The 17,966-nt window shown below is 61.1% G+C and carries 17 protein-coding genes and 2 pseudogenes; 11 read left to right on the top strand and 8 right to left on the bottom strand.

Going from position 1 to position 17,966, the window contains the following annotated elements; genetic code table 11:
* The first annotated feature begins 5 nt into the window (after nt 1–5).
* Nucleotides 6–887, top strand: a complete 882-nt coding sequence (locus tag AC1D35_RS14350) for an alpha/beta fold hydrolase (RefSeq protein ID WP_477852176.1) — start codon at nt 6–8, stop codon at nt 885–887.
* Between the two features lie 72 nt (nt 888–959).
* Here AC1D35_RS14350 and AC1D35_RS14345 read toward each other — a convergent pair whose 3' ends face one another.
* Nucleotides 960–1,484: a nuclear transport factor 2 family protein gene (locus tag AC1D35_RS14345; protein ID WP_113311330.1), complete on the bottom strand. Its 525-nt coding sequence runs from the start codon at nt 1,482–1,484 to the stop codon at nt 960–962.
* 104 nt (nt 1,485–1,588) lie between these two features.
* Between AC1D35_RS14345 and AC1D35_RS14340 the strand changes: the two genes are divergently transcribed.
* The gene (locus tag AC1D35_RS14340; protein WP_113311329.1) at nt 1,589–2,548 is read left to right on the top strand and encodes a LysR family transcriptional regulator; all 960 of its coding nucleotides are present in this window, start codon (nt 1,589–1,591) and stop codon (nt 2,546–2,548) included.
* A gap of 145 nt (nt 2,549–2,693) precedes the next feature.
* Here AC1D35_RS14340 and AC1D35_RS14335 read toward each other — a convergent pair whose 3' ends face one another.
* On the bottom strand, nt 2,694–4,028 hold the full coding sequence (locus tag AC1D35_RS14335; RefSeq protein WP_477938764.1) for an MFS transporter: 1,335 nt from the start codon (nt 4,026–4,028) through the stop codon (nt 2,694–2,696).
* Between the two features lie 179 nt (nt 4,029–4,207).
* Between AC1D35_RS14335 and AC1D35_RS14330 the strand changes: the two genes are divergently transcribed.
* The 7 genes and pseudogenes from AC1D35_RS14330 to AC1D35_RS14300 all read left to right on the top strand — a co-directional run bounded on the left by AC1D35_RS14330 (nt 4,208) and on the right by AC1D35_RS14300 (nt 10,638).
* Nucleotides 4,208–5,107 carry a LysR family transcriptional regulator gene (locus AC1D35_RS14330; protein ID WP_113311327.1) on the top strand — a complete coding sequence of 300 codons (900 nt, stop codon included), beginning with the start codon at nt 4,208–4,210 and terminating at the stop codon, nt 5,105–5,107.
* A 427-nt stretch (nt 5,108–5,534) separates the two neighbouring features.
* Nucleotides 5,535–6,599, top strand: coding sequence for an ABC transporter substrate-binding protein (locus tag AC1D35_RS14325; RefSeq protein ID WP_477938762.1), 1,065 nt, complete (start codon nt 5,535–5,537; stop codon nt 6,597–6,599).
* A pseudogene (locus tag AC1D35_RS14320) lies at nt 6,596–7,630 on the top strand (FecCD family ABC transporter permease). The gene AC1D35_RS14325 and the pseudogene AC1D35_RS14320 overlap by 4 nt, the downstream one beginning before the upstream one ends.
* Complete coding sequence (locus AC1D35_RS14315; RefSeq protein WP_477852173.1) at nt 7,620–8,405, top strand: ABC transporter ATP-binding protein; 786 nt, start codon at nt 7,620–7,622, stop codon at nt 8,403–8,405. The pseudogene AC1D35_RS14320 and the gene AC1D35_RS14315 overlap by 11 nt, the downstream one beginning before the upstream one ends.
* On the top strand, nt 8,405–9,136 hold the full coding sequence (locus AC1D35_RS14310) for a molybdate ABC transporter substrate-binding protein (RefSeq protein ID WP_113311326.1): 732 nt from the start codon (nt 8,405–8,407) through the stop codon (nt 9,134–9,136). Before AC1D35_RS14315 ends, AC1D35_RS14310 begins: the two co-directional genes overlap by 1 nt.
* A gap of 137 nt (nt 9,137–9,273) precedes the next feature.
* A complete protein-coding gene (locus AC1D35_RS14305; RefSeq protein ID WP_113311325.1) occupies nt 9,274–9,669 on the top strand; it encodes a hypothetical protein in 396 nt (131 codons plus the stop codon).
* A 60-nt stretch (nt 9,670–9,729) separates the two neighbouring features.
* Entirely contained in the window at nt 9,730–10,638 is a 909-nt protein-coding gene (locus AC1D35_RS14300) for an AraC family transcriptional regulator (RefSeq protein WP_113311324.1), read from the top strand.
* Between the two features lie 31 nt (nt 10,639–10,669).
* On the opposite strand, the gene AC1D35_RS14295 is transcribed toward AC1D35_RS14300, so the two are convergent.
* The 4 genes from AC1D35_RS14295 to AC1D35_RS14280 form a co-directional block, all read right to left on the bottom strand.
* Complete coding sequence (locus tag AC1D35_RS14295) at nt 10,670–11,464, bottom strand: metallophosphoesterase (protein ID WP_113311395.1); 795 nt, start codon at nt 11,462–11,464, stop codon at nt 10,670–10,672.
* 461 nt (nt 11,465–11,925) lie between these two features.
* Entirely contained in the window at nt 11,926–12,543 is a 618-nt protein-coding gene (locus AC1D35_RS14290) for a DUF2272 domain-containing protein (RefSeq protein ID WP_113302018.1), read from the bottom strand.
* An 11-nt stretch (nt 12,544–12,554) separates the two neighbouring features.
* Nucleotides 12,555–13,430: a hypothetical protein gene (locus tag AC1D35_RS14285; RefSeq protein ID WP_113307815.1), complete on the bottom strand. Its 876-nt coding sequence runs from the start codon at nt 13,428–13,430 to the stop codon at nt 12,555–12,557.
* A gap of 100 nt (nt 13,431–13,530) precedes the next feature.
* Nucleotides 13,531–14,658: an alpha/beta hydrolase gene (locus AC1D35_RS14280; RefSeq protein ID WP_113307814.1), complete on the bottom strand. Its 1,128-nt coding sequence runs from the start codon at nt 14,656–14,658 to the stop codon at nt 13,531–13,533.
* A 356-nt stretch (nt 14,659–15,014) separates the two neighbouring features.
* Between AC1D35_RS14280 and AC1D35_RS14275 the strand changes: the two are divergent.
* A pseudogene (locus tag AC1D35_RS14275) lies at nt 15,015–15,083 on the top strand (GFA family protein); the annotation flags it as partial.
* 278 nt (nt 15,084–15,361) lie between these two features.
* On the opposite strand, the gene AC1D35_RS14270 reads toward AC1D35_RS14275, so the two are convergent.
* Nucleotides 15,362–16,258, bottom strand: coding sequence for a LysR family transcriptional regulator ArgP (locus AC1D35_RS14270; RefSeq protein ID WP_113307813.1), 897 nt, complete (start codon nt 16,256–16,258; stop codon nt 15,362–15,364).
* Nucleotides 16,259–16,358: 100 nt separating this feature from the next.
* Here AC1D35_RS14270 and AC1D35_RS14265 point away from each other — a divergent pair, with 100 nt between their 5' ends.
* Complete coding sequence (locus tag AC1D35_RS14265) at nt 16,359–16,967, top strand: LysE/ArgO family amino acid transporter (RefSeq protein WP_477852213.1); 609 nt, start codon at nt 16,359–16,361, stop codon at nt 16,965–16,967.
* A 97-nt stretch (nt 16,968–17,064) separates the two neighbouring features.
* On the opposite strand, the gene AC1D35_RS14260 is transcribed toward AC1D35_RS14265, so the two are convergent.
* Nucleotides 17,065–17,895, bottom strand: coding sequence for a DeoR/GlpR family DNA-binding transcription regulator (locus AC1D35_RS14260; protein WP_113302024.1), 831 nt, complete (start codon nt 17,893–17,895; stop codon nt 17,065–17,067).
* Nucleotides 17,896–17,966: the final 71 nt, after the last annotated feature.

Below are 17,966 nucleotides of genomic sequence, written 5' to 3'. Positions count from 1 at the left end.
AAATAATGCGCGGAATTTTAGTCGTGGTCCTGCTGCTGGGCCTGTCTTCCATGGCGATGGCGGCGGAGAAGGACTACACGGTGAAGGCGCCTGACGGCGTCGAGATCGCGGTTCAGGAATCGGGCGATCCCGCCGGTCCGGCGATCGTTTTCATCCACGGCCTGCTCGGCAGCCATCTGAACTGGGACATGCAGGTCGCCAGCCCCAAACTGCGGAACTATCGGCTGATCAGCTACGACATGCGCGGCCATGGCCTGTCGGGCAAGCCTGATGATGCCGAAGCTTATCGCGACGGGCGCCGCTGGGCGGACGATCTCTCGGCGGTCCTGAAGGCGACGGGTGCGAAAGAGCCTGTTCTCGTCGGCTGGTCGCTCGGCGGCGTCGTTATCTCAAACTATCTTGCCACCTATGGAGACGACGGCATTGGCGGGATCGTCTATGTCGATGGCGTCATCGAACTCAATGCCGCGCTGATCACATCCCATCCCGATGTCTATGCAGGCATGGCTTCGGATGATCTGAAGGTGCATCTCGATGCGGTGAAGACCTTCCTGGCTCTGTGTTTTGCGACGAAACCCGACACGGCAACCTTCGAGCGCTTGCTGTCCAATGCCGCGATGGCCTCTTGGGTCATGACGCGGACCGTCCCGTCGATGACCGTTTCCGCCGCCCAAGCCCTGCCCAAGGTGCGCGTGCCGGTGCTGCTGCTCTATGGCGGCAAGGACGATCTGGTGAATGTGGAGCCGAGCATCGCACGCGCCCGGTCGCTCAATCCGGCAGTCGAAACCAAGATCTACGCGAAATCGGGGCATGCGCCCTTCCTGGAAGAAGCGCCGCGCTTCAACCGTGATCTGGCAGAGTTCAGGGACGCGGTTGCCGGCAACTGAACTTGGGGAGAGGGGGCGGGCAGGGTGCCTCGCTCCCTTTGTGTCTTGTCCGCCCCCGGCGCAAAGCAATCGTCAGGCTGCAGCGCCGCGCCCGAGTGCTGCCGATTGCTGCAGGGTGATGGCATGGCGGAGTGGGTCGGCGTGGCGGTGCGCAAGCCGCCACTCTCCGCCCTCGCGCTGATAGACGAGCGTTACACGCAGTGCCCAATCCTGTGCGGGCAGGCCGCCGACTTCGACATTGGCGCGCTCGACGACGACAAGCACGATCATGTCGGTGCCGGCATAGGTCTGGATAAGATCCTGTTTCAGCGTGCCGTTCCTGAAGAAGCGGCTCATGCCATCCCAGGTCTTCTCGGTGATGTCGGCCTCGCGCGATGGCGTGCCACCGAAGGGTGACATGAGGGTGAAATCCTGCGTGCGCGGCACCAGCGTCCGGTAGGTGGCGACATCACCGCGCATCAGCGCGGCATTGGCTTTCTCCGATATCAGGGCGAGATCAGGCGCCTGCAGAGCCGCCCGGCTGCCGCCTGCACCGGCGGCAAGGGAGGCGAGACCGGCCGGGCCGGCAACGAGGAGGGATCGGCGAGACGGCGACATGGCATGTTCCTCTGCAAGGCTGGGTTCGGAAACGCGGTTGCAAAACCCGTGCTTCAGACATGCCCGTTTCCCGATGCTGAAGCCAATGATATGATTTCAGCGATATGCTGAATGAAACTGATCTTTCGCGGGCCGATCTCAATCTCCTCGTGCTTTTCGAAGCCGTCATCGAGGAGGGCCATGTCGGCCGCGCCGCCGACCGGCTGAACATCTCACCATCAGCCGTCAGCCACGGGCTTGGACGCCTGCGGCGCATGCTCAACGATCCGCTCTTCGTGAGGACGCCCAGAGGCGTGGTGGCGACCGCGCGCGCGGTTGAGCTGGCAGCACCTGTCGCCGATATCCTTGCCCGGGTGCGAAGCGTGATTTCGACGGCCGAGCCCTTCGATCCGGCAAGGTCGAGCCGCCGTTTCACGCTGGGGGCGCCGGATGGCGTTTCCGCGGTCTTCCTGTCCGCGCTGCTTGCCGGATTGGAAAGGACGGCACCCGGGGTCGATATCAGCATACGCCAGCTGCTGCCGGAACAGGGCGAGAGTTCGCCTGCGCGGGCCTGGCGCAATGCGTTTGCCGATCTGGAAGCCCGCGCCATGGATATCGCAGTGGTGCCTGCCGATGATATTCCGGCGCGCTTTCATAGTCTCACGCTCTACGAAGAGGATTTCGTCATTGCCATGCGCGCCGGCCATGCCTTCGCGCGGGAGGCGACGCTCGAGCGCTATGTCGGGATGCGGCATCTGGTCGTTTCGCTTGGTGGTGACCCGCACGGTTTCGTCGACACGGCGCTTGAACAGCGGGGCTTGAACAGGCGGATGGCGCTGACGGTGCCGAACTTCATGTTCGCGCTCGCCATCGCCGGCGACAGCGACATGCTGGTCGCCGTCCCCCGCCGCTTCGCCGCACTCTACGCCCCGCGCTTCGGCCTGGTGACGGTGGATGCTCCATTGCCGCTGCCGCGTTTCAAGCTGAGCGCGGTCGCCCCGCGCGCCGCGATGATGGATGCCGGCCTGAGCTGGCTGTTCGGGATGCTGCGGTCGGCATGCGAGGGTTCTGCGGGATCGGCCTGACTAAAGCATTTCCGGTTATCTCCGAATCACGGAAATGCTCTATCTCTTTGTTTTCACGCAATTCCGGACGCAAAACCGCTACACACTTTTGCTGGAATTGCTTTGGGAACGAAGGAATGCTTTCGGCTCCTGGCGAACAGAATGCTCATCGACTGCTCGCTCCAGATTGTCCCGTCAGTTCGTAGCGGGCGCGGCTCAGGCTGACCAGGCTGGCAATTGCCGCGCAGCCAGCCGAAAGGAYGACCGCAAATTCGAGCGCGGCAGAGAGCGGCAATGTCGCGAAGATGAGCGACATGGAGATTCCGCCCAGGGTCTGGCCGAGAAGCCGTGCAGTGCCTTGCATCGCACCTGCCGCGCCGCTTCTGGCTTTCGGAGCCGAGAGAAGCAGAATGCGGTTGTTCGGCGTCTGGAACAGGCCGAAACCCAGGCCGGCAATCACCGTGCCGACCAGAAACGCGATGCCTCTCGGATCGGGCGGGCAGAGAGCCGCCACAAGGAGGCCGGCAGCCAGCAGCGCGCCGCCTGTCGCGCAAAGCCATGCGGTCTTGACGCGGTTTGCAAGACGTCCCGAAAATGGCGCGATGATCGCGGTCGCAACCGGCCAGGGCATCATGTAGAGACCGGCCAGAACCGGAGTCATGTGCAGCCTGTTCTGGAGATAGAAGGGCAGCGCGATGTAGCTCAGCATCTGGCCGCAGAAGCAGGATACCGAGGCCATGACCGCCACGCGGAATGCGGGTGCCGCCAGGAGATCCGTCGGAATGATCGGAGCATCGCTTTTGCGTTCCAGGCGCAGCAGGATGACAAGGCAAGCTACCGAGGCGGCAATGAGGAGCGTGCCGCTTGCCGGCGCAGTCGCTATCCGGTCGGTGCCGCAGAAGAAGAGGATGAACATCGATGTGTTGGCCAGCAAGGCCTTGACGTTCAGCTTTCGCTTCGTGCCCTGGATCTTGCCCAGCAGGCCGCCGCTGAGCAGCACGATGATGYCGAGCGGTATATTGACCGCAAAAAGCCAGGGCCAGGTCGTGACGGATAGGATGGCGCCGGCAATGCCTGGACCGGCAGCGGAAGAAATCGCGATGACCATGGCATTGACGCCGATGATCGGACCGAGCATGTGCTGCGGCAGGGCCGAGCGCAGGTTCATCATGGCAAGTGCCATGATCGCGCCCGCGCCGAGGCCCTGCGCGAAACGGGCAAGGATCAGCAGGGAAAGGTCGCCCGCGAAGGCGCAGGCAGCCGAAGCCGCGGTAAACAGCGCGACGCCGATCAGGAAGACCCGCCGCGCGCCGTAGATTTCCCCGAGCGCGCCACACGGAAGAAGGGCGACCAGCACGGCCAGCTGATAGGCTGAGACGACCCATACGGTGCTGCCCGCTTCCACGTGCAGCGAGAGCGCGATCGAGGGCAAGGCGACGTTGGCAATGGCGCCGTCCAGAACGACAAGAACAGCTGAGAGAAGGATGAGTGTGATGGCCATGTATTGTCGAGGCGATGCCGGGCCATCCTGAGAAATCGATGCGGTGGAGGCGAGGGACATTGAGAAACTCCCAATCGTTATCGGATGGCCTACTAGTTAAGCCTTGCCGATTGCGAGCGCCAGACGCAACGAAGTCAAACGACTGTTGCATAAAACGCCTTGCATGAGTAAACTGAGTCATGTCCGATCTCGACCTCAACCTCCTTGTGGCTCTGGATGCGCTGCTGCGCGAGAAAAGCGTATCGGCCGCTGCGCGCCGGCTTGGCCTCAGTACGTCAGCCATGAGCCGGACGCTGTCACGCTTGAGGGCTGCGCTCGGCGATCCGATCCTTGTGCCGGCCGGGCGCGGCATGGTCGCAACGCCCCATGCCCTGGCGATTGCCGAAGACGTGCATTCGTTGAAAGAAGCTGTGAAAGCGGTGCTCAGTCCGCCGTCAACAGTGGAAATCCGCGAGGTGCGCCGCGATTTCACCATCCGTGCCAATGAGGCGTTCGTGCTTATTTTTGCCGCGGGCCTGAGCGCTGCTGTGGCGAACGCGGCACCAGGCATAAGGCTTCGGTTTGCGCCGCGATCGGACAAGGACGTTCAATCCTTGAGAGACGCGGCCGTGGATCTGGATATCGGCGTCCTGCCGACGGAGAGCGGGGAACTACGTTGCCAGACCCTTTTTCAAGACCGGTATGTGGGTCTTGCACGGACAGGACACCCGATTTTCGATGCAGATCCGATCACGGTCGAGAGCTATGCCGCCTGGGGCCACGTACTCTTCTCACCGCACGCGGATTTTGCCGGTCCGGTCGACAGGGCGCTCGCCGAACTCGGCGTCTACCGCGATGTCAGACTGATCGTTCCAAGCTTTCCAGCAGTGATCGCGGTTGCGGCGGCATCCGATTTGATCGGCGCGATTCCGAATTCTTATCGCAAATCCGCCGCAACAAGCCAGATCAGGACGTTTGACCTGCCGGTCGCCGTGCCGGGTTTCGACATCGTCCAGGCGTGGCACCCGCGGATGGATGCAGATCCCGTTCATCGTTGGCTGAGAGCGCTGATCTTTGAAACGTTCAAGTCAATGAACTGAGTGTGCGTTCGATCGTTGAAGAGTCGCGGCGCCGAAGAAACAAGACCCCGCCCCACGAGGGGGAGGGGCTTAACCTGCCTCTCCCACTTTCCACATCTTTGACGTTTCTGGAGGAGTGAGGCGGGTGCCACGAGGAGTCCCTCCCGCCCTTGTGGGGAGGGGTTTGATCGGGCTCCACCTTTCCTCCGTCATCCCAGGGGCGGGGCGTTCGTCGAGAGCTAAAGCGCAACTGCGGTCTGCCGGTAAGCTTCTTCGCGACAATAACCGGACCCGCGCTTTGGCGCGTGCCGCTTTGCCCGCCGATTGACAGACCATCAACAGGTCATCGGCCAGCTTGTTCCCGCGTGATCGACATATTCATCCGAATATAACGCCGTTGTATACGGCCGAATATCATGCTAGCGGTCGGCTTCATCCTGGAGAACCTATGCCCATGATCGCCCGTCTCGCTTTCGTTGCGAAAATCGCCATTGCTATCAGTGGTTTATTGCTATCTGCCCCGGCCTGGGCCGACCGTCTGGTTACCGACCAGATCGGCAGAGAGGTGGACATCCCGGATGTCGTCAGCCGTGTCGTCATCCTGCAACACCAGACGCTCAACATCGCCGTGCAGATGGATGCGATGGACAAGGTGGTCGGTGTACTCGRCGAGTGGAAGAAGCAGCTCGGCGCCAATTATGTGCGTCTCGCACCGCAGCTTCCGAACCTTGCCATGCCGGGTGGCCTCACCAAGGTCAATATCGAGGAGTTGCTGAAGCTGAAGCCGGATGTGGTGTTCGTCACCAACTACGCGCCGGCCGACATGGTCAAGCAGATCGAGGATGCCGGCCTTGCCGTCGTCGCCATCTCGCTGCTCGACGTGCCGCCGGCGGAAGCCGTCAAGCTCAATCCGAGCGTCAAGGACGAGCCGGCTGCGATCGACGCCGGTTTCGCGACCGGCGTGCGGCTGATCGCCGACGTGCTTGACCGCAAGGAAAAGGGCGAGGAGATGATCGCGGTCACCAAGAAGACCCGCAAGCTCGTTGCCGACCGGCTCGCCGACATCCCGGAAGACAAGCGCGTCGCCACCTACATGGCCAATCCGGACCTCTCCACCTATGGCCGCGGCAAATATACCGGCCTGATGATGGAGCGCGCCGGCGCCCGCAACGTTGCGAACTCGATCGCCGGTTTCAAGCAGGTGTCGATGGAAGACGTCCTGAAATGGAACCCGGCTGTCATCTTCGTCCAGGAGCGTTATCCGGCCGTCGTCGACGAGATCAGGAAGGGTGCTTCCTGGCAGACGATCGATGCCGTCAAGGACGGCAAGGTCTACCTGATGCCGGAATATGCCAAGGCATGGGGTTATCCGATGCCGGAAGCCATGTCGCTCGGTGAGCTCTGGATGGCCAAGGAGCTTTATCCCGAGCGGTTCAAGGATATCGACATGCAGAAGGAAGCGGATGCCTATTACAGGGAGTTTTACCGCACCGACTATCGCCCTGCGCAATGAGTGACGACGTCTTCCCGCGACGCCCGCCATCCGTGATCATCGCCATCCTGTCGGTCATTCTGGCGCTCGTCGCGGTCGCTTCCCTTGGCATAGGCCGTTACGACATTCCGTTCGCGCGGGTAATCGAGATCCTTCGGGCGCCGATTTCCCCGCCGGACGTACCGGTAACGCCGACGGAGGCAAATGTCGTCTTCACAGTGCGCATGCCGCGCATCCTGCTGGCGCTTCTGACCGGCGCGGGTCTCGCACTCTCCGGCGCCACGATGCAAGGTGTGTTCCGCAATCCGCTCGTGGGGCCGCAGGTAATGGGCGTCTCCTCGGGTGCTGCCTTCGGTGGTGTGCTCGCCATCCTCTTCGGCTTTCCGCGTTACGGGCTGCTTGGCTCGGCCTTCGTCTTCGGGCTTTCGGCACTGGTTCTGGTCTATGCGCTGAACGGTATCGTCGCGCGGCGGAATATCCTGGCGCTGGTACTGGCCGGTGTCGTCGTCACCGGCTTCTTCGGCGCCCTGGTGAGCCTCGTCCAATATCTTGCCGATACGTAAGACAAGCTGCCGGCCATGGTCTTCTGGCTGCTCGGCAGTTTCGCCACCGGCAATTGGGAGAAGTTCGGGTTGATCGCCGCACCCGTTCTGATCTGCAGCTTGCTGCTGCTCGGCCTGCGCTGGCGCATCAATCTGCTCTCCATCGGCGATGAGGATGCCCGCGCCCTCGGCGTCAATGTCGAGCCGCTCCGTTGGCTGATCCTGATCCTCGTCTCCTGCATCGTATCGGCGCAGGTGGCGGTCAGCGGCATTATCGGCTGGGTCGGGCTGGTCGTGCCGCATATGGCGCGCATGCTGGTCGGCCCCGATCACCGGGTGATGATGCCGGCCTCGTTGATCATCGGCGCGCTCTACCTGCTGATAATCGATACCGTCGCCCGCACTGCCACAGCCACGGAAATCCCGCTCGGTATCCTGACCGCGCTGATCGGCACGCCGGTCTTCGCGCTGGTGTTGAAACAGACCCAGCGAGGCGCACGTGGATTCTGATCCGGTCATGCTGCGCATCGAGGCCGTCAGCCAGTCCTATGACGGCGAGCGCTGGCAGTTGCGCAATCTCGACTTCGACCTGAGAGCAGGGGAGATCACCGCTATCCTGGGGCCGAACGGCCGCGGCAAATCGACATTGCTGCGGGTTCTGGCGGGACTTCTGAAGCCAACCTCCGGCCGGATGGAACTCAATCGGGGCACCGGCTTCGTACCACAGGAATTCATCGGCTCCTTTCCCTATTCGGTGCTGGATGTGGTGCTGATGGGCCGCGCCCGGCATATCCCGGTTTTCCAGACGCCGCGAAAGCGCGATGTGGAAAAGGCGATGGAGGCACTCAGCGCCACCGGCATGGCCGACTACGCGTCGCGCAATATCGAGGCTTTGTCCGGCGGCGAGCGCCAACTCGTGCTGATTGCCCGTGCGCTTGCGGGTGAGAATGCGGTTCTGTTGCTCGACGAGCCGGCTTCCGCACTCGACCTGAAAAATCAGGATGTCGTGCTCTCCCTGCTCAGCGAATTGGCCGACCGTGAAAAGCTCGCCATTGCCTTTACCACCCATCAGCCCAACCACGCAGTCGCCGTGGCTGACAAGGTGCTGCTCATGCTGCCACAGACGAGAACCATCTTTGGCGCAACCGAAAAGGTGATGACGGAAGCCCATCTGGAAGCCCTTTATGGCATTCCGATCCTGTCAGCACGCCTCGGCAGCGGTGAGCGTGAAGAAACCGCTTTCGTACCGCTCTTCCGGCAAAGAGATCGAAAAGGCGAACGTTGATGACCCAATCCGTGAAGGTGCTCTCCGCTGGCAGCATGCGGCATGTATTTCCTGCCATCATTGGCGCTTTCGGGCAGATGACGGGTATCGGGATTTCGCTGTCACTTGGACCTGCCGGCCTGTTGCGCGAGCGGATCGAGGCGGGCGAAGCATTCCATCTTTTTGCTTCGGCCAATATGGCGCATCCGCGACGTCTCGCTTCTCTCGGCATCACGGAAGAGCCTATCTGCTTCGCGCGCAATCGGCTTTGCGTGATCGCACGCGCCGATCTCGGCCTCGCGACGGAGAATTTTCTCGACATCCTGTCAGATCCTGCGGTGAAGATCGGCACGTCGACGCCAGGCGACGATCCTTCCGGGGACTATGCTTTTGAAGTTTTCGACCTTGTGGAGGCGAAGCATCCAGGCATGGGCGTCGCGCTGAAAGCTCGCGCGCGGCAACTGGTCGGCGGCCGCAATTCGCCGCCGACACCGCCCGGCAAGGATGGCGGTTATCTGATCGCTGACGGCGAAGCTGACCTTTTCCTGAGCTATTATTCCAACGCCCGGCTGCTGGAGGCCGATCCGGCTTTCCGCGTCGTCGAAATCCCGGCGGAATTCTCTCCCAAGGTCGAATATGGTTTAGGGCTGTGCAAGGGCGCTCCGAACGATGCGAGAGAACTGCGCGATTTTCTCCTATCCGATCAGGGACAGGAGATATTGAAAGGAGCAGGCTTTTCGCGGGTCGGCTAGATTTTGCAGATGCAATCCCGAACTCCCTCGCAAAACTTGGCCGATCCAGAACATTTGTTGGCAGCTTCGCGAAATCCGGCCCCCATCCGGAATGCTAGTCTCGCCCCACTTGCTTCCATTTCGAAAGGCCGCTGCCCGTGCTTCTGGATCGTTCCCGTCTCCCCGTCGTCTTCATCCGCACCAATGCCGATGAAGAGGCTTCCATCAATGATCAGATCGAGGCCCTGCTGGAGGAGCGGCGGCCGTTCGTGCTCGTCACGGATCACGCGCCTGACGATCACGAGGAGGAGACGCAGGAGAAGCGCAAGGAGCGGGCGCTGTTTTTCAAGAAGATCAAGGACCGGATGAGGGCCTATTGCCGCGGCATGATCGTCATCGATGGCGGCAGGCCGATGTCGCCAGCGATCAAGATCGCGGCTGTCACGGCCGGAAAGGCGTTTGGCTTCGCGATCGTCTTTGCGGCGAACGAAGCGGAGGCGGAGCGGAAGGGACGGAGCCTCATCGGCAGCAGGGACGATGCGTGGTTACTCTGACCTCCGGCTTCTGTGATAGAGCAATACGCCGTCGGTTGAGTTTGCCTGTGAGGATCGGCAATGAATATTCAGGATAGATTTGACCCCTCCGTGATCGACGAGGTGTCGCGCCCGGCCTTCAGTTTCATCACCGAGACGACCTTCGTTGGCGAGTCCGAGCCGCATCGCCACGGCAAGGCGCAACTGCTTTACGTGATGAGCGGCGTGCTGACGATGAGGGCGGCCGGCGGTGTCTGGACGGTGCCGCCGAACTGCGCGCTGTGGATCCCGGGCGGCACCTCCCATAGCGGCCGCGTCTGCGGCCATGTCAAGATCGGCAATCTCTATGTCGACGCGAGATTGACCGGCGGCCTGAAGGACGAATGCGGCATTCTCTTTGTCCAGCCCTTCCTGCGCGAACTGATTTTTCGCCTGGAGCCGCGCCCCGACAGTCCGGAGATGGAGCCGGAGCGGCTTCACCGTCTGGTTGGCGTGCTTCTCGATGAGCTGAGGGCAGCACCGCTCGAGCCGATTCATCTGCCGATGCCCACTGACCGCCGGCTGCAGCGGCTGGCCGAAGCGATGGTCGCCGAGCCCGGGTTGCGGTTCACCATAGACGAATGGGGTGCACGGGTCGGCGCAAGCAACCGGACGCTCAGCCGCCTGTTCCAGCGGGAGACGGGCATGTCCTTCGTGCGCTGGCGTCAGCAACTGCATATCGGCGTCGCGCTGCAGCGGCTCGCGGCAGGGCAGCTCGTGACCGTCATTGCCGGCGATCTCGGCTATGAAAGCGTCAGCGCCTTCATCGCCATGTTCCGCCGCATGCTCGGAACAACGCCGACGCGCTATTTCAGCGACCAGATGCCGGCGAGCCCGCGCAGGCTGGAAATCACGGCGGATTGGCGCGCGGAACCGGGCGAGCTTGCCGGCCCGGATCTTGCGAAGGGTTCTGCGTCCAATCTCGTGCCGTTCAGACGAGAGCCGAATTGACCCCGTTCACCCCGTCTCGCTCTGCCCAATCCTAGAAAAGCATATCCGCATCATCATGAGACCGCTTGAGGGGCCTGCCTTCCTGAAAATGGCACGAACCGGGGCGGACTTCCGCTACCTGCAGCACCGCGACATCACCTGAAGGGCTGATGTGAAGCGCGGACAGGATATTCGTCGCGAAGGCGCCGGTATCGATGGCAATCCGGTTCGGGAAAATCTCGACGCGTTCGCTTGCGGTAATCGTGTGCCCGTGGACGACGATCTTGCCGAACGAGGCGCTGGCGTTCAGGAACTCGCCGCGAATCCACGTCAGCGTGTGCGCATCCTGCTCGGCCAGGGGAATGCCGGGTTTCAGGCCGGCATGGACGAGGATGTGGTGGTCGAGTTCGACATAGCGTTCCGCAGCGCGCAGGCATTGCAGGCGCTCGTCTCCAAACCTGCGGCGGATCTCGTCTGCGGTGATGGCTGCCCCACGGGGCAGGCCGTAGGACAGCATCGCCTCGCTGCCTCCGAGGTCTTGCCAGTGGTTCACAAGATCTGCCTGAACGGCCGGGTCCATCTCGTCGAGGATCTGAAGAGGGAGGGCGTCGTGATTGCCGCGTATCAGTTTCGAGCCCGGCCTGTCGCGCAGCGTCGCGATGACGAGATCCAGCGCTTTGCGGCTCTCCGGCCCACGGTCCATGATGTCGCCAAGGAAGACGATCCGGTAGTCGATCGTCTCGTCACGCGCCTTGCCGGCAATGCCTGACAGCATCTCCTCCAGCAGGTCGGCACGCCCGTGGACATCGCCGATGGCAAATGTGTGAAGAGAAGCGGTCCCGGTCATCGATGGCTCCGTCGTGGCGTTCGGTATGGCATTGTTTATGAGCTGCGCCAAGTGGGCGGAGAAGGTGCAGATCGTGACGAAAATGGATGTACCCGACGCGACGGCTGAAACAGGTTCGCGTCGTTTCTTGAGGGCGATTGTGCTGGGGAGAAAGACCCCGCCCCAAACCCCTCCCCACAAGGGGGAGGGGCTTAGACTGCCGCACTCGCTTTCCACTTCTTCGACGTTTTGGAAGGAGCAATGCGGGCGCCTCGGGTTAGTCCCTCCCCCTTGTGGGGAGGGGTTGGGGAGGGGTTTTTTGATGAGCATAAAGCTCCGCCTGCCAGCCGCGCCCGAATGCTGACTCCAGGTTCAAAACCCAGATGGGGAAGGTGAGCGGGCTCATTCGTCGCCTTCGCCAACAGTATCGGCCCGGAAATCGGAGCCGATTTTCGGAAGGCGTGATGCGTCGTTTCAAAAGCTCAGAGCGTATTCCTGATAACGCCGACCCAGGCGTGACGCGGATCCGCGATCTTGCCATTGTTGGTGACATAGGTCGTCTTGGTCACGGAGTCCGACACGTTACCGCCGATGACGTCGACTTCGCCGGGGCGGATCGCGACGACGATATCGGCATGGCTGCAGAAGAAGCCGTCCCTCTTTCGAAGCGCCGTCAGCGCGCCGTCAAAGCTTTGCGGTGGTGTGCCGCATCCCGTGCCCGATCGGCCGGCCCAGATCAGGTCTCCGAGCTTCAGATCGGTCTCTGCCGGTTTCTCGATCGTGATTTTGGGATTTCCGGCTCTCATTCCCTTCAGGATCTTCTGGCAATAGCCGTAGTGGCCTTCGCTGTAGGGAAAATCGTCTCCGGCATTGGCCGTCTTGAAGCAGAATGAGATGAAAGCGGCAGACCATGGCTTGTCTGTCAGGCCGTTGCGCTCAGGCCGGTTCACCACCACCCAGTAGTCATGCACAAATCCCACAAAGGGCTGCTTTCCCTCCAGCCCCGCGATTGCCTTCGGCCTGTGAAGGGGGGCTGCGGAAAATCCCCATCTTTCCCATTCGTCAGACGTGACTTTGACAAGTTCCTCGTTAAACGACATGGCGCTCTCCCTCACACAAAATCCTGTTTCGATGCGCTCCAATGCTTGCCGGTCAGGACCGCTCCGGCTTTATCCAGAGCGGTCTTCAAGGTCTTGATGCGGTCGGGATAGGCAATCGAGCCAAGTGCCAGCAAGGCATCCCGCGTACCCGTCCCAAGCGCCTGGCGGATCGCCGGATATTTTGCCCGTCCCTGGTGCAGAATGTCACAGATGATGGCGCATCGATCCGCGGCTCGCCCGTCGAGCCCGAGATTTCGGTCCGCAGCCGCCATCTTGTCCTTGAATGTCCCGATCATGTGAAAGGCCTGCAATGCCTGGGCGGCCGCATGGTTGGCGGTCCAGTGTATGAACTTGGCGGATGCGACGACTTCGTCATCCTCGATATGCGTGGTCGTCGGATTGAGGTAATTCATCAGGGGCTTCGTCGAGCTCGCGTTTTCGAGCTGAGCTTCCCCGATTGTCGAGAGCCTGACGATCCGGCCGCCTTTGACCATCAGGTCCGGAAAATAATCCCTGGCCTCGGGTCGCCCCAGCATGTCGCGGAAGTAGACGACAAAATCGCCGTCCGGCACATGCGCCGCAAATTGGCCGAAGCCGAAGGTGAATTTGGCGCGATCATAGGTATTGAGCGTCAGGTAGTTGCCGCCCTCGCATTTCGAGGTCGGCTCAATGAAATCAGCCCAGAATCCGAATGCCGGTCTCTGATCCGCGGCGGAATAGAGCAGCTTCGGAAGCCCGTTTGTCGGAACGTTGAAAAGCCCGTGGAAATCCTCGCCCGAGCTCCTGTCCCGGAAATGGGTCGACAGCCCGATGAAAAACGCTGCCGCGCCGTCTGCTCTTGCCTTGTAGGTCCTGTCACTGCGTTCGATTACGAATTCGATTGCCATCGACGCCCCCTCTGATCGAGACACGTGGAAGATTGGATGTTTCGTCGTCCTTAATTCTGCAATTTCGGATTTTCGTAAGTTGCGGCAGGTCTGCTGTTGCTTACCCGCCTCTTCCAGCCCTCTTGACGATCCGCCACCTGGCTTGCCCGATCGCCTGGCGATTGGCGATCTTTTCGGGCGGCGTGCCGGTAAGGACCGCCTTTATGTCGTCGCGCATCTGCGGAAAGACGCGGTAATATTGGTGGTTCTCCGGCTCCGATGGGGCGAGGATGGCGCTGACATCGACGGCCGTCACCTTGTCGCTGATGGTGCCCATATTGTCGGGGCCTTCGGCGCCCAGGCGCGGTCCGTTGAATTTCGTGCCGCTGCTGAGCGTGCTCAAAATCCAGTCCTTCTCCGAATAATAGACGGTGATCGACCTGCAGATCCGCGGCAGGAACTTGAATTTCTGGGGGTCGTCGAAGGCGTCGGCATCCTCGTCGGCGGCAGCCAGGATCACCTTGTCGAAATAGCGGCGCAGGGAGGATGATGGTGCGCCGTCAAGCGAGGTCATGGCATTGACGGCCGAGAGTGTCGGGGAGGCGGGTTCGGGCAGTTTCATCAGCGCCTGCAGCGCGTTTCGCATGACATAATTGCCCATGCTGTGGCAGATCAGGTGAATGGCCTGATCGCAGCGCTCTTCCTGACTGAGCTTGTCGACGAAGTCGCTCAGGCGACGCAGGGTTCTGGCGATCGCCATGCCCGATGCCTCCGCGGTCCTTCGGTCATGGGCGTAATCGCCAAACGGTGTGGGTATGGGCAGGAGCGCGGCAATCGACGGCCAGGAGAAAACGAATATGTTGACGTCGAGACCGTAGAAGGCGCTCAGCCAGCCGGCGCGCTCGACGGAATCGACGAAACTGTTGCTGAAGCCGTGGATGAAGGCGATCGTCGGCTTGTTGTCGGTCTTCATCGAGGCGCGGATGGCGTCGAAGATCGTGTCGCTGCCGAGCGTCGGCGCCTCTCCCTCGGCGAAGAGAAGCTGCTGACTGGCAACGGCGAGCGAGCCCGGCACGAGCACGTTCGTCTTCTTCGACAGATTGACGTCGACCTTGGCGCTTCCGTAGCGCACATCGATGCCGCTGGTCGGCCCGAGTTCGGAACCGAAGCCGATGATCCGCTGATGCTGCGGATCTGTGGGATCGAGCAGCGGCTGACGATTGGTTGCGAAGTAAACCGTCTTTATCATGATCCTCTTCGCCTCCGGATGGCGCGACCGATGCGGCTCTCGTTGCACGATGATTGCAATAGCAAGCAGACAGTAAATCCCGCCACGGTTGGCGTATTAATTGCGCCTTTCCATGTGGATTTTGCAGTATTCAATTTTTCTTTGAATATTTCCTCAAGAATTAGCTAATGCAATTTAGTGGCGATTGCAACAGGAATCGGGTTATCCCGGAGTTCGTCCGAGAATTCATGTGGTCCGGCATGATCCATGCGAAGAGCCGTTCGGCGATCCACCGAGAGAGTATTCCTCAGCCGGTACGATCAGAAGACGAAAACCTGGAAGAGATGAAGCCCAACCCGCCTCTTGAAGGAGAAAAGATGAAACGCATCGAGATGGAAGTGAGCGGCGGCTGCCAGTGCGGTGCCGTGCGCTACCGCGCAAGCGCGCCTGAAGGTCTGGGCAGCGGCAAATTGTACCACCTCTACCGTATCTCGCTACAGTACGTACGGCGGTAACAAATGCGGATATTCAATGGATTTAGTCAGCTGCACCGGCCCGAAGTAAAGACGACAGTTTCTCGGTAAATTTGGGATCTGGCCCTTCGAGGTAGTGATAGCGTGGGGATTAGCACGACCGCCCAGAGTTCCCGGCACTGGTTGGTGGATATGTCATCCACCTCCGCTTTTGGCGCAAAGCAGCAGCTGTTTGCACCCGCACGTCACCCTCACACCAGCGACCGTCTCGCCACCTCGATCACTTTCTGCGTCAGGGCCGTAAGCCGGTCTGCGGCAAGACGGCTGATCTGCCAGTAGAGCACGACATCGAGAGGCGTGCCTGATATCAGTTCGACGAGCTGACCGGCCTTGATGTGGTCCTCAGTCAGGTGGGTCGGGATCATGCCCCAGCCCATGTCGAGCAGGCTGGCATCGAGGAAGCCCTGTGCGGTCGGCAGCCAGTGCGTCGGTGCGTTGATATCTGTCGCRAACGTGCGGCGGATCCATTCCGCCTGCAGGCGGTCCTTCTGGTTGAAGGTGATGGACGGGGCGCGGGCAAGCGCTTGCGGGGTGACGCCGTCAGGGAAATAGCGGCGGACGAATTCGGGGCTGGCGGTCGCGTGGTAGCGTAGCGCGCCGAGCGAGTAGCGGCGGCAGCCGGAGACCGGCTTTTCCATGCTTGTGACGGCGGCGATGACACGGCCGCGTTCGAGCCATTCGGCCGTGTGGTCCTGATCGTCGATGGAAATGTTCAGGAGGTAGTTCGAGCTTTTCGAGAAATCCGCCATCGCCTCCAGAAACCAGGTGCCGAGGCTGTCGGCGCTGGTGGCGATCTGCAGCGTGACGCGTTGCTCGGGACTGTCTCGGTCGCTGAGTGCCGGCAGGTGTTCGAGCAATTCGCTTTCCAGCATGCCGACATTTTCCATGTGGCGGCAGAGCCAGTCGCCCTTTTCCGTTGCCGTGCACGGCGTTCCGCGCACGACGAGGGCGGCACCCAGGCGCTCTTCAAGCTGCTTGATGCGCTGGGAGACGGCCGATGGCGTGACGTTCAGCACGGCGGCGGCCTTTTCGAAGCTGCCGGTCTGGACGACGGCGAGCAGCACGCGAAGGGCGGGATAATCGATCATGGGTAAGTTGCGCTTAATTGACGTAAGGATGATTAATTAGCCTAATCCGGGTGATCCGTCTATGAAGCGTCTCAGCAACGGGACGGAAACCTCTGATATCATGGACCTTACGACCTATTTCACCGGCTTGGCCGCCGGCCTCAGCCTGATCGTGGCGATCGGCGCACAGAATGCCTTCGTCCTGCGGCAGGGGCTGCGAAACGAATATGTGTTTGCCGTCTGCCTCGCCTGTGCTCTCTCCGATGCGATCCTCATCGTCATCGGCGTTACCAGCCTGAAACAGGTGGTGGATCTCATGCCCTGGCTCGATCCGGTCATGCGGTATGGCGGGGCGGCATTTCTCATCTGGTATGGGGCAAAAAGCCTGTATTCGGCGGTGCGGTCACCGGGCGTGCTGCAGGTTTCGAACGGGGCGGGGGCGAGCTTCGGCAAGACCATGGCCATGTGCCTTGCGCTCACCTGGCTCAATCCGCATGTCTATCTCGATACGGTGATCCTGCTCGGCACGATCTCGACGCGTTTTGCCGGGCATCAGGCGGCGTTCGCCGCAGGCGCCGTGACCGGCTCCTTCCTGTTCTTTTTTTCGCTTGGATATGGTGCTGCCTGGCTTCGCCCCATCTTTTCGCGGCCGGTTTCCTGGCGCATTCTCGAAACCATCATCGCCTGCGTGATGTGGCTGATCGCGTTCAGGCTCCTGAACGGCATGTGAGGGGGCAGGGGCGCTCCGGTGCGGAAATGGGCCGATCAGAGGAGAGCCGGCCCGCTCCCGATCCAGGGGGCTTTGCAACGGAGCTGTCGTCAGGATGTCACGCCGATTTTGCGACGAGGCCTGAAGAATTGCTGTCCATATTCGCCACCTGATAGACAGTCTTGCTGCCGTCCAGCAGTGACAGCAACCTTTCGGTTGGCCTCGCTTCGGAGACGACAATGTCCATCTCGGAGATCGACCCGAGACGAACGAGTGCACGGCGTTCGAATTTGGTGCTGTCTACCGCCAGGATGACGCGGGCCGCCTGACCCATGGCGGCGCGAACAGCCGACACTTCGGCGTAGTCGTCGTCGCCTATGTCGCCGTCATTATCGACGCCACTGACGGAGATGATGACATAATCGAACTTGAATGCCCGGATGAAATTCTGCGCATTTTCGCTGAAGACCGCCGCATCGACATTGCGGATGAAGCCGCCGGGAACGGCTATCGTGAAATCCGTGTTTTCGCTGAGGGTCGTCGCCACTCTCAGGCTATAGGTCACGACACGAAGGTTCCGGCGCACCGTGAGCGCCCGGGCAATTGCTTCGCAAGTCGTTCCGGTGTCGATGAAAACCGAGCAGTTGTCCGGGAGAAGCTCGGCTATCTTGTTGGCAATCTGGCGCTTGGCCTCGGCATTGTTGACGCGACGCTGATGATAGATGCCGGTTTCGATCGGAAGCGAAATGACAGCCCCGCCATGTGTTCGGCGCAGCTTGCCCTGCCGTTCCAGCGCCATGATATCGCGACGCGCGGTCTGCGCCGTCACGGAACAGAGCGAGACGATGTCGTCGAGCGAGATATACTGATATTGCTCAAGATAACGGATGAGAAAATCCTGCCGGCGCTCCTTCTTGCCGCCATCATCGTGATTGTCTGCAAAATGCATCGTGGTGCCGGCCTTTCCGGGGTGTTCAGCATATCAAAACCCCGCACAACGCTTATCAAGCGGCGTGCGGG

The organism is Rhizobium sp. P1_E6 (assembly GCF_056405875.1).
The sequence above is the reverse complement of the archived record's forward strand: the minus strand, read 5'-3'. Positions and strand labels throughout refer to the sequence as shown.

What these genes read in the sequence shown, in the direction of transcription:
- AC1D35_RS14350 (WP_477852176.1), top strand. Translation starts at nt 6, where the DNA reads ATGCGCGGAATTTTAGTCGTGGTCCTGCTGCTGGGCCTGTCTTCCATG.
- AC1D35_RS14260 (WP_113302024.1), bottom strand. Translation starts at nt 17,895, where the DNA reads ATGCATTTTGCAGACAATCACGATGATGGCGGCAAGAAGGAGCGCCGG.
- AC1D35_RS14295 (WP_113311395.1), bottom strand. Translation starts at nt 11,464, where the DNA reads ATGACCGGGACCGCTTCTCTTCACACATTTGCCATCGGCGATGTCCAC.
- AC1D35_RS14285 (WP_113307815.1), bottom strand. Translation starts at nt 13,430, where the DNA reads ATGGCAATCGAATTCGTAATCGAACGCAGTGACAGGACCTACAAGGCA.
- AC1D35_RS14290 (WP_113302018.1), bottom strand. Translation starts at nt 12,543, where the DNA reads ATGTCGTTTAACGAGGAACTTGTCAAAGTCACGTCTGACGAATGGGAA.
- AC1D35_RS14280 (WP_113307814.1), bottom strand. Translation starts at nt 14,658, where the DNA reads ATGATAAAGACGGTTTACTTCGCAACCAATCGTCAGCCGCTGCTCGAT.
- AC1D35_RS14265 (WP_477852213.1), top strand. Translation starts at nt 16,359, where the DNA reads ATGGACCTTACGACCTATTTCACCGGCTTGGCCGCCGGCCTCAGCCTG.
- AC1D35_RS14310 (WP_113311326.1), top strand. Translation starts at nt 8,405, where the DNA reads ATGACCCAATCCGTGAAGGTGCTCTCCGCTGGCAGCATGCGGCATGTA.
- AC1D35_RS14300 (WP_113311324.1), top strand. Translation starts at nt 9,730, where the DNA reads ATGAATATTCAGGATAGATTTGACCCCTCCGTGATCGACGAGGTGTCG.
- AC1D35_RS14330 (WP_113311327.1), top strand. Translation starts at nt 4,208, where the DNA reads ATGTCCGATCTCGACCTCAACCTCCTTGTGGCTCTGGATGCGCTGCTG.
- AC1D35_RS14345 (WP_113311330.1), bottom strand. Translation starts at nt 1,484, where the DNA reads ATGTCGCCGTCTCGCCGATCCCTCCTCGTTGCCGGCCCGGCCGGTCTC.
- AC1D35_RS14340 (WP_113311329.1), top strand. Translation starts at nt 1,589, where the DNA reads ATGCTGAATGAAACTGATCTTTCGCGGGCCGATCTCAATCTCCTCGTG.